Annotated in this window: 8 protein-coding genes; 2 read left to right on the top strand and 6 right to left on the bottom strand. The window is 70.9% G+C overall.

Annotated elements, in window-relative coordinates; all coding sequences use genetic code 11:
• Positions 1-144: 144 nt before the first annotated feature.
• On the bottom strand, positions 145-336 hold the full coding sequence (locus ACFWGJ_RS10660) for a hypothetical protein (RefSeq protein WP_387322448.1): 192 nt from the start codon (positions 334-336) through the stop codon (positions 145-147).
• A gap of 176 nt (positions 337-512) precedes the next feature.
• Here ACFWGJ_RS10660 and ACFWGJ_RS10655 point away from each other — a divergent pair, with 176 nt between their 5' ends.
• Together ACFWGJ_RS10655 and ACFWGJ_RS10650 are read left to right on the top strand one after the other, a co-directional pair.
• The gene (locus tag ACFWGJ_RS10655) at positions 513-1,418 is read left to right on the top strand and encodes a LysR family transcriptional regulator (RefSeq protein ID WP_387322446.1); all 906 of its coding nucleotides are present in this window, start codon (positions 513-515) and stop codon (positions 1,416-1,418) included.
• 66 nt (positions 1,419-1,484) lie between these two features.
• The gene (locus tag ACFWGJ_RS10650) at positions 1,485-3,032 is read left to right on the top strand and encodes a helix-turn-helix domain-containing protein (RefSeq protein WP_387322444.1); all 1,548 of its coding nucleotides are present in this window, start codon (positions 1,485-1,487) and stop codon (positions 3,030-3,032) included.
• A gap of 187 nt (positions 3,033-3,219) precedes the next feature.
• Here the strand turns inward: ACFWGJ_RS10650 and ACFWGJ_RS10645 are convergent, their stop codons facing one another.
• The 5 genes from ACFWGJ_RS10645 to ACFWGJ_RS10625 form a co-directional block, all read right to left on the bottom strand.
• Positions 3,220-4,131 (bottom strand): sulfite exporter TauE/SafE family protein, encoded by a 912-nt coding sequence (locus ACFWGJ_RS10645; protein WP_387322442.1) that lies wholly within the window; start codon positions 4,129-4,131, stop codon positions 3,220-3,222.
• Between the two features lie 203 nt (positions 4,132-4,334).
• Entirely contained in the window at positions 4,335-5,849 is a 1,515-nt protein-coding gene (locus ACFWGJ_RS10640) for an alpha-N-arabinofuranosidase (protein WP_387322440.1), read from the bottom strand.
• A 139-nt stretch (positions 5,850-5,988) separates the two neighbouring features.
• Positions 5,989-6,900, bottom strand: a complete 912-nt coding sequence (locus ACFWGJ_RS10635) for a carbohydrate ABC transporter permease (RefSeq protein ID WP_387322438.1) — start codon at positions 6,898-6,900, stop codon at positions 5,989-5,991.
• Positions 6,897-7,838, bottom strand: coding sequence for a carbohydrate ABC transporter permease (locus ACFWGJ_RS10630; protein WP_387322436.1), 942 nt, complete (start codon positions 7,836-7,838; stop codon positions 6,897-6,899). Before ACFWGJ_RS10630 ends, ACFWGJ_RS10635 begins: the two co-directional genes overlap by 4 nt.
• Positions 7,835-9,193, bottom strand: coding sequence for an extracellular solute-binding protein (locus tag ACFWGJ_RS10625; RefSeq protein ID WP_387322434.1), 1,359 nt, complete (start codon positions 9,191-9,193; stop codon positions 7,835-7,837). The genes ACFWGJ_RS10630 and ACFWGJ_RS10625 overlap by 4 nt, the downstream gene beginning before the upstream one ends.
• Between the last annotated feature and the right edge of the window lie 84 nt (positions 9,194-9,277).

Here is a 9,277-nt window from a genome sequence, read left to right as displayed (position 1 = left end):
CCTGAAAAGCGGGGCTGCGCCCCAGCTTTTCGCCCTTCAGGGGCGCGGGGAACTGCGCGAACGGCCCCCACCGGCCCGCACTTCTAGGGGCGCGGGGAACTGCGCAATCCTTTAGGCCCGCCCCCACCGGCCCGCGGAGAACACTCAGCCCCGCCCACTACGGCTGAGCACGCGCATGCCGGACGCGTCCACCGCGCGTACCTGGAGCGAGCCGCAGGCACAGCGGGTCCAGACCGTGTGGCCGGCGGCTGTACCGTGCCGGGACACCACCTGGAACGGCTCGGCGCGGTCGGGCCAGCCGCAGTGCGGGCACGCGTCACGCTGTGCGCTGTTCATGTGGAGGGCTCCTCAGGTAGTGGGTCGACTGCGGGTGTGTGGGGGCTTGTCGCGCCCCGCGGCGGAGCCGCATATCGATACGGCCCCGCGCCCCCTGAGGGCACACCCAGGGTGTGACGCAGTGACCCTTCACGTCTACGTTGACTTTCTGGATGTGACCCTTAAGCCTGGGCTTCATGATTGATCTGCGGCGACTACACGTCCTGCGAGCCGTCGAGCACTACGGCACGGTCACCGCCGCCGCCAGAGCCCTGCACCTGACCACCTCCGCCGCCTCCCAGCAGGTCCGCCAGCTCGCCCGTGAGCTGGGCGTCGTCCTGCTGGAGCCACAGGGCCGCGGCGTCCGCCTGACCTCCGCAGCGCGCAGCCTGATCACGCACGCCGACGCGATCCAGGCCCGCTGGGACCAGGCGGAGCTGGACCTGCGCGCCGACCACGACGATCCGGCCGGACTGCTGAGGGTCACCGGCTTCCCGATGGCCGTCTCGGTGCTGATCGCCCCGATGGCGGCCCGCCTGCGCGAACGCCACCCCCGCCTCTCCATCCGTATCCAGGAGGCGGTCGTACCGGAGAGCTTCGACCTGCTCTTCGAGGGCGGGGCCGATCTCGCGGTCGTCGAGGCGACCTCGCGCAATCCCCCGATCAGCGACGCCCGGTTCGACCAGCAGCCGCTGCTGGACGACCCGTACGACCTGGTCGTGCCCGACACGCACCGGCTGGCGGGACGCGAGCGGACGGATCTCGCGGAGGCCGCCCGCGAGGAGTGGATCGCGCCGTCCGAGGACAACCCCTGCCGTCTGCAGGTGCTGTCCGCGTGCGGTGCCGCCGGATTCACCCCCGACATCGTCCACCAGGCCTGGGACTGGAACGTGACGGCCCACCTCGTCGCGCACGGCCTCGGTGTCGCGCTCATCCCGCGGCTCGCCCATCTGACCCCCCACCTGCCGATCACGCGCGTCCGCTGCACGGGCGACCCGCACCGCAAACTCCTCACCTGCACCCGCGCCGGAGGCCATGAGCGCCCGGCCGTCGCGGCGGCCCTCGCCGAACTGCGGGAACTGGCGCCCACGGCGGTGGCGTGACCGTCACAGGGGGGCGCACTAGGGTGCCCCCCTGTCGGACCGTGGCAGGCGGGGCAGGGAAGGTGCGTGGGAGCTGTGGGGGTGCCGGGACACGGGGAGGACGTCGACGAACTGCTGCGGCTCGTACGGCGGCAGGGCACCCCGGCGGAGGTACTGGACTGGCTCGGCCGCCGCACCGGGGCGCAGGTCGCCTGGATCGGCCGCGAGGGCACGGTCGAGACGGCCACCGCCGGCTTCCCCCGGCGGATCGCGGACGCGCTGACGGAACAGGTGGGACGGCTGTCCGGCGGACGGCTGGCCGCGGCCACCACCCGGGTCGGCGAGCGGGAGGTCCGTCTGGAGGCCTTCGGGGGACGCGGGCCGCGCCCGGTGCTGGTGACGGTCAGCGCGTCGCCGCTGCCGCGGGAGGCCGCCGCGCTGGCCTCGCAGGCGGGCGGCGTCGTCGACCTGCTGAGCAGGGCGTCGGACGCCGACGACGGCACCCGGGGGTACGAGGCGAAGGCGGCGCAGCTGCGGTTCGCGGTACTGACCGCGCTGCTGGCCGGAGACGTCACCATGGCACGCCGGATGACGACCGGTGACGTACCGCCGCTGCTGAACGCGGAGCGCGTACGCGTCCATCTCCTGCACTGCCCGCCCGCCGACCGCGACCGGCTGACCAGGACCTATCTGGACCCGTCGGGCTACCACGGGCCGGGCCTGATGGTGAACTGCCCGGTCTTCAAGGAGCAGTTGATCTGTCCCGTGGCCGATGACCCCGATTTGGGCGGCCGGTTCCGGCAGGGCGAGGTGCTGCGCCGGCTCGTCGCGGAGAACCAGGGGTACGCGCTCGGCGTCAGCAGGCCCCATCCGCTCGCCGCCACGGGTGAGGCCTACGGAGAGGCCGTGCACGCCCTGGCCGTCGCCCGCAACTCCCCCGGCCGGCTGGCCGCCTACCGGGGCCGGCCCTCGCTGGTGCACGTGCTGCCGCGCCGAGCGGCCCTCGCCTGGGCGCGCGCCCATCTGGAGCCGTTGCAGGCCGTGCCCAAGCCCACCCTCGACGTCGTCCGGCTGGCCGTGACGTTCTCGCGGTCCGGCGTGGCCCGGCTGCTGCACCTCAGCCGTACCACCGTCACGGCCCACTGCCGCCGGGCGGAGGAGGCACTGGGCGTCGACCTGGGCGAGGTCCGCACCCGTGCCACGCTCGATCTGGCCCTGTCCCTCACCGCACTCCAGTCCGCCGATCCCGCCGACACCGCCCAGGGCGACACCGTCCAGCTGGTCGCGCCACCGCTCGGGGAGCTGTTGCGCACCTCCCCCGCCACCGCGTGGGCGGAGCCCTTCCTGCACCCGCTCCGCGACACCCGGCACCGCGATCTGTTCCGCACCGTGGAGGCCTGGATCGACGCCAACACCGACGCGCAGCGCACGGCCGCGCGGGTGGGCCTGAGCCGCAACACGGTCCGCGCTCATCTGCGGGCCGCCGAGCGCCTCCTCAACCGCGATCTGCTGACCACCGGTTCGGGCGTCCACGACCTCGTGCACGCCCTGCGCGTGGCAGGTGGACAGCGTGCACACCCGTCGGCCGAATCTGGGCGGCGTGCACGGTGGTCGTCGGCGGGCGTCGCCTCGTAGCGTGCGCAGTGCGCGGCGAATGGCCCACGGGGGAGGTCATTCGCCGCGGGTGCGTTCCCACTTGGGGCACTGGCGTGTTGCGGGGTCGTGCGATGTGGGGTTCCGTGTGGGGTTTCGTGTGGGGTTTCGTCTCGGGTGCGGGTCCGGTGGGGGCTGGGCGCGCAGTTCCCCGCGCCCCTTCGGGGCCCTAGGGCCCCCTCTGGGCGCCCAGGGGCGCCAGGGGGCGCTCCCTCGCCCTCTCCTTGCGGTGGGCCTGGATCGAGTACGTCAGTGCCGTGGCCCACAGGGCGTACAGGAGTACGTACACGCAGACGCTCAGCGTGGTCGGCGCCGCGATCCAGTCGCTTCCGAGCAGTGTGCGGACGTTGGTGACGACGATGATTCCGCCGACCGCCGAGCCCAGGACGCGCGGCGGCAGCAGGCGCACCAGCCAGGCCGCGACCGGCGCCGCGATCAGGCCTCCGATCAGGAACGCGGCGACCCAGCGCCAGTTCAGGCCCTGGGAGCCGAGGGAGAAGAGAAAGCCGAGGCTGGCGGCGACGGCGACGAGGAACTCGCTGGTGTCGATGGAGCCGATGACCTTGCGGGGTTCCATCCGGCCGCCGGCCAGCAGCGCGGGCGTACCGACCGGGCCCCAGCCGCCTCCGCCGGTCGCGTCCAGGAACCCGGCGACCAGGCCGAGCGGCGACAGGAACCGCTTGCGCAGCGGCTTGCCGAGGTTGCCCTTGGGCAGGCCGCGGAAGGTGAACCGGGACATGACGTACAGCCCGAGCCCGAGCAGGATCAGGGACATCACGGGCTCGGCGACCCCGGTGGACAGCCCCGACAGGACGGTCGCGCCGAGGAACGACCCGACGGCCCCCGGTACGCCGATCCGGACGACGACCTTCCAGTCCACGTTGCCGAAGCGCCAGTGCGAGGCGCCGGACATCAGGGTCGTGCCGATCTCCGCGAGGTGGACCGTGGCGGAGGCGGCGGCCGGGTTGGTGCCCATGGAGAGGAGCAGGGTGGTCGAGGTCACGCCGTAGGCCATACCGAGGCTGCCGTCCACCAGCTGGGCGCCCAGGCCCGCCAGGGCGAGCAGTACCAGCGTGCGCATCGTGTCCGAGTCCGTCCCGTCGTGTCGCGGTGTCCCTCCGGGAAGCGCCTGCGGGAGACGGAAGGGACGCACGGGACGCTAGGTGCCCGAACTGAGGATTGCCTGAGCGTGGGATGAGGACGGCGCACAGGCGGGGCGGACGGCACGGGACAGGGGGCCGGGGAGGGCCGGGGGCGCCGGGACCTCGTGGACGGCGGGCCGGATCAGACCAGGCGGATCACGTTCCAGGAGAGGGGTTCCAGGGTGGTGGTGAGCGTGCCGTCGTGGAGGGTGGTTCCGGTGGCCGGGTACGGGGTGACGCGCTCCGGCTCGGTGAGGGTGTTGCGGGCGTCCGGGTCCGCGTCGGACAGGACGCTGTGCTCCACCACCGTCGTCAGGCCGAGCGAGCCGAGCGACACCTCCAGCGGCAGCGCGTCCGTCCGGCCGCGGTTGACGGCGAAGACGGTCACCGAGCCGTCCTCGGCCCGTACCGCGGTCGCGTGCAGCAGGTGCGTCTCGCCGTACTTCGCCGTCTCGTACGTCGGTGATTCCACGCGTACGTCGAGGACCTGGCCGCGCCCGTACCGCGAGGCCTGGGAGAACGGGAAGAACGTCGTCTGGCGCCAGGCCGGGCCGCCCGGCTCGGTCATGATCGGCGCGATGACGTTGACGAGCTGGGCCAGGCACGCGATCGTCACCCGGTCCGCGTGCCGCAGCAGCGCGATGAGCAGGGAGCCGAAGACGACGGCGTCGGTGACGTTGTAGTTGTCCTCCAGGAGCCGGGGTGCCTCCGGCCAGTCCAGCGGGTTGCGCTCGGCCTCCTCCTGGGTCCGCGACAGGTACCAGACGTTCCACTCGTCGAAGGAGAGGTTGATCTTCTTCTTCGACTTCAGCCGCGCGCCGATGTGGTCGCAGGTGGCGACCACGTTCTCGATGAAGGACTCCATGTCCACGGCGGAGGCGAGGAAGGAGTCGACGTCGCCGTCGTAGGGCTCGTAGTAGGCGTGCAGGGAGATGTGGTCGACCAGGTCGTACGTCTCCTTGAGGACCGTCGCCTCCCACTCGGCGAAGGTGTCCATGGACTGGCCGGAGGAGCCGCAGGCGACGAGTTCGACACCCGGGTCGATCTGGCGCATGGCGCGGGCCGTCTCGGCGGCGAGGCGGCCGTACTCCTCGGCCGTCTTGTGCCCCGTCTGCCAGGGGCCGTCCATCTCGTTGCCCAGGCACCACATGCGGATGGCGAAGGGGTCCTTGTCGCCGTGCGCGATGCGGAGGTCGGACAGGGCCGTGCCCGACGGGTGGTTGGCGTACTCCTGGAGTTCCAGGGCCTCGGCGACGCCCCTCGTGCCGAGGTTGACCGCCATCATGGGCTCCGCCTGCGGGCCCAGCTTCTTGAGGAACGCGATGTACTCGGACAGGCCGAAGCGGTTCGTCTCCGTCGAGCGCCAGGCCAGGTCCAGGCGGCGGGGGCGGTCCTCGGCGGGGCCTACCGAGTCCTCCCACTTGTAGCCGGAGACGAAGTTGCCGCCGGGGTAGCGGATCGTTGTGACGCCCAGTTCCTTCACCAGGTCGAGGACGTCCTGGCGTAGGCCGGCCGCGTCCGCGGTGTCGTGTTCGGGCTCGTAGATGCCGGTGTAGACGCAGCGGCCCAGGTGTTCCACGAAGGAGCCGAAGAGGCGGGGGTTCACCTCGCCGACCGTGAAGGCGGGGTCGAGTGTGAAGTGTGCCTTATCTTGCATGGTGCCGTTTCGCCTTTCGGGGTGGGTGGCTTGTGGTGCGTCGGCGGGTGCGGGTTCGTTGTGGCTGGTCGCGCCCGCGCGGCGGAGCCGCTCATGTCACAGCCCCGCGCCCCTTGCGGGGCTGGCGGGAGTTGTGGGGCTACTGGCCCGCCAGGCCCGTGTGGGCGACGCCCGCCACGATCTGGCGCTGGAAGAAGACGAAGACGATGATCAGCGGCAGGCCCGCCATCAGGCCGCCGGCCATGAGCTGGGCCCACTGGATGCCGTAGGAGTTCATGACGGTCGCGATGCCGTTCGGCATGGTCATCAGGTCGGGGTTGTTGGTCACCATGTACGGCCACAGGAAGTTGTTCCAGGACGCGATGAAGGTGAAGATGCCGACCGCGGCGAGGGAGGGGCGGGACAGCGGCAGCACGATGGTGAAGAAGACCCGCCAGCGCCCCGCGCCGTCGATGAAGGCCGCCTCCTCCAGTTCGTGCGGGATGCCCTGGAAGAACTTGTAGAGGATGTAGACCATCGCGGCGGGCGCGCACTGCGGCAGGATCATGCCCCAGTAGGTGTCGACCATCCCCATCTGCTGGACGGTGGTGAAGAGCGGGACGCCGAGGACGGCCGGGGAGACCATCAGGCCGGTCATGACCAGGCCCAGCAGGGCCTTCTTGCCGCGGAACTCGGTGCGGGCGAAACCGTATCCGGCGAGCGCGCTGACGCTCAGCACCACGAACGTCACGCACACCGAGACCACCAGCGAGTTCACGAACCAGTTGGTGATGTTGCCGGTCTCGAAGATCGCCGACCAGGCCTGGGCCGTCCACTCCTCCGGCAGCCAGTGCGTCGGCACCTCGACGGCCTCGGTCTCGGACTTCAGCGAGGTGAACAGCGCCCACAGGAGCGGCGCGAGGAACACCACCGAGACGGCGGTCGCGAGCAGGGTGAGCAGGATCTGGCTGGGCGTCCACGGCCTGCGGTCGCCGTGCCTGCCGCTCCCGGCGCCGGGGGCCTTGGCGCGTATCCGCGTCCCGTCGGGGGTCTGTGCTGCGGCGGTGGTCATCGGCCGCCCTCCTCACGGTTGCGCAGCAGCCACATCCGGGCGAGGGCGACGGCCGCGATGATCACGAAGAAGATGATGGAGATCGCGGAGGCGTAGCCGACGCGGTAGCTGGTGAAGCCCTCTTCGAGGGTGTACTGCACGAAGGTGCGCGTGGAGCCCTCGGGTCCCGGCAGGAAGTCCATCATCACCACGGCCTGGTCGAAGACCTGGAGCGAGGCGAGGATCTGCAGCGCGAGGACGAGTCCGGTGATGTTGCGCAGCATCGGCAGGGTGATGTGGACCATGCGGTGCCAGGCGTTCGCGCCGTCCAGCTTCGCGGCCTCGTAGAGGTGCGCGGGGATGCCCTGGAGGGCGGCGAGGTAGAGCAGGAAGCTGAAGCCGACCGTCCACCACAGGGTGCAGACGACGACGGCGAGCATGGCGTACGACTTGTCGGTCAGCCAGGCCGTCTCGATGCCGAGGACGTGGTTGACCATGCCGGTACCGGGGTTGAACAGCCACTGCCACAGGTTGGCGGCGACGGTGGACGGCAGCAGGAACGGGGCGAAGAAGCACAGCCGCCACAGCCACTTCCCGCGCTCGATGTGGTGGGCGAGCATCGCGAGGAGGAAGGCGAGGACGGTGATGCAGGGCACCACCAGGAGCGTGAAGTAGGCGCTGTGGCCCAGCGATTCCCACACCAGCGGGTCGTCGACGGCCTCGCGGTAGTTGTCGAGGCCGATGAAGCTGGTGGCGTCGCCGGAGATGTTGGCGTCCGTGAAACTGAGGTAGAGGCCGCGCAGCAGCGGCCAGATCACGAACAGCGCGAACAGCACGAGGAACGGGGCGACGAACCAGCCGCCGTGCTGGAAGCCCTGCTTGCGGCGGACGGTGGCGGTGTCGGCCGCCGTCCTCGTACGCGCCGCAGTGATGACGGTCCGAGCGCTGGTCGTCGTCATGCGACCGCACCTCCCTGCGCGGCGGTCCTGCCGTCCATGGGGTTCTTCGAGGCGAGCAGCCCGGTGAGCGTGCTCCTCATGCTGCGGGCGGCGGCGTCCGGCTTGGCGGAGCCCACCGTGGAGGAGACGACGATCGGGCCGACGCGCTGGGCGAGGATGCCGGTGGACCCGGCGAACCACACCTTCGGCTCGGTGGCCTGGTGGTCCATCGCCGAGACGTACTCGCTCTGCGGGTTCATCTTCTTGTACGCGGCCGAGGACAGGGTCGGCGTGTAGGCGGGGATGTGACCGCCGGCGGCCCACTGCTGGGCGTGCTGGACGATGTAGGCGGCCAGCTGGTGCGCGCCCTCGTTGGCGGCTCCGCCGCGGTCGGCCTGGTGCGGCAGGACGAAGGAGTGCGACTCGGCGTGGGTCGCCCGCCGGCCGAAGACCGGGGGCAGCGGGGTGGCGCCGTACTCGATCTTCGCGCCGTCGAAGACGGGCACCGACCAGTTGCCCTCCCAGACGAACGGGCCGCCGTTGACGAACTGTTCGGCGCCCGCGCCGCCCGCGAAGCCCGGGTTCACGTATCCGTCGGTGATGTGCCGGCGCAGGAACTCCAGTACCCGCGTGGCCTTGTCGGTGTCGAAGGTGACCTCGGTGTTGGCGTCGTCGAACCAGGTGCCGCCGAGCTGGGTGTAGAACGCGACGAAGAACCACCACTGGAAGTTCTGGTCGCTGGACCACATGCCGATGGTCTGCAGGCCCTTCTTGGTGGCCTTCTTGGCCTCCTTCAGGACGTCGAACCACTCGTCGACGGAGGTGACCGGCACGAGGTGGCCGTCGTCGCCGAGCAGGCCCGCCTTCTTCAGCACGTCCTTGCGGTAGAAGCAGAGCTGGACGTGGATGTCGAGCGGGAGCGCGTAGAGCTTGCCGCCGATGACGGCGCGCTTCCACAGCTCGGGGTTGAAGTCCGCCTCCCGCACGCCGTACTTGGCGAGCAGGTCGACGTCCCAGGGGTCGAGAAGCCGGCCCGGCGAGAAACCGGTGACCCGGCCCAGGTGCATGACGCCCAGGTCGGGGGCGCGGCTGCCCGCCGCCGCCATGGCCAGCTTGGTGTAGAAGGGGCTCCCCCACTGGAGGGTCGAGTCCTTCACGTCGATGTCCGGGTTCGCCTCACGGAAGGAGTCCAGCATCGCGATCATGTTGTAGCCGTCGCCGCCGCTGAAGAGGTTCCAGTAGCGCACGCGGGTGTCGGCGCCGGAGGCGAGTGCGTCCGCTCCGGTGCCGAGCGCGGCGAATCCGAAGCTGCCCGCGACCGTCGCGCCGCCGAGTCCCGCCAGGAGCTGCCTGCGATTCAGGCCAGGTCGTCCCATGCCCTGCCCCATCTGTTCGAGATGTCTCCGCCGGAGACTCCGTTCGAGATTTCGATTGATGCTCGTAACTTCGAACGGACCGTA

It is taken from the genome of Streptomyces sp. NPDC060205, assembly GCF_042728395.1.
GTDB lineage: Bacteria > Actinomycetota > Actinomycetes > Streptomycetales > Streptomycetaceae > Streptomyces.
This window is presented reverse-complemented; position numbering and strand designations above follow the sequence as displayed.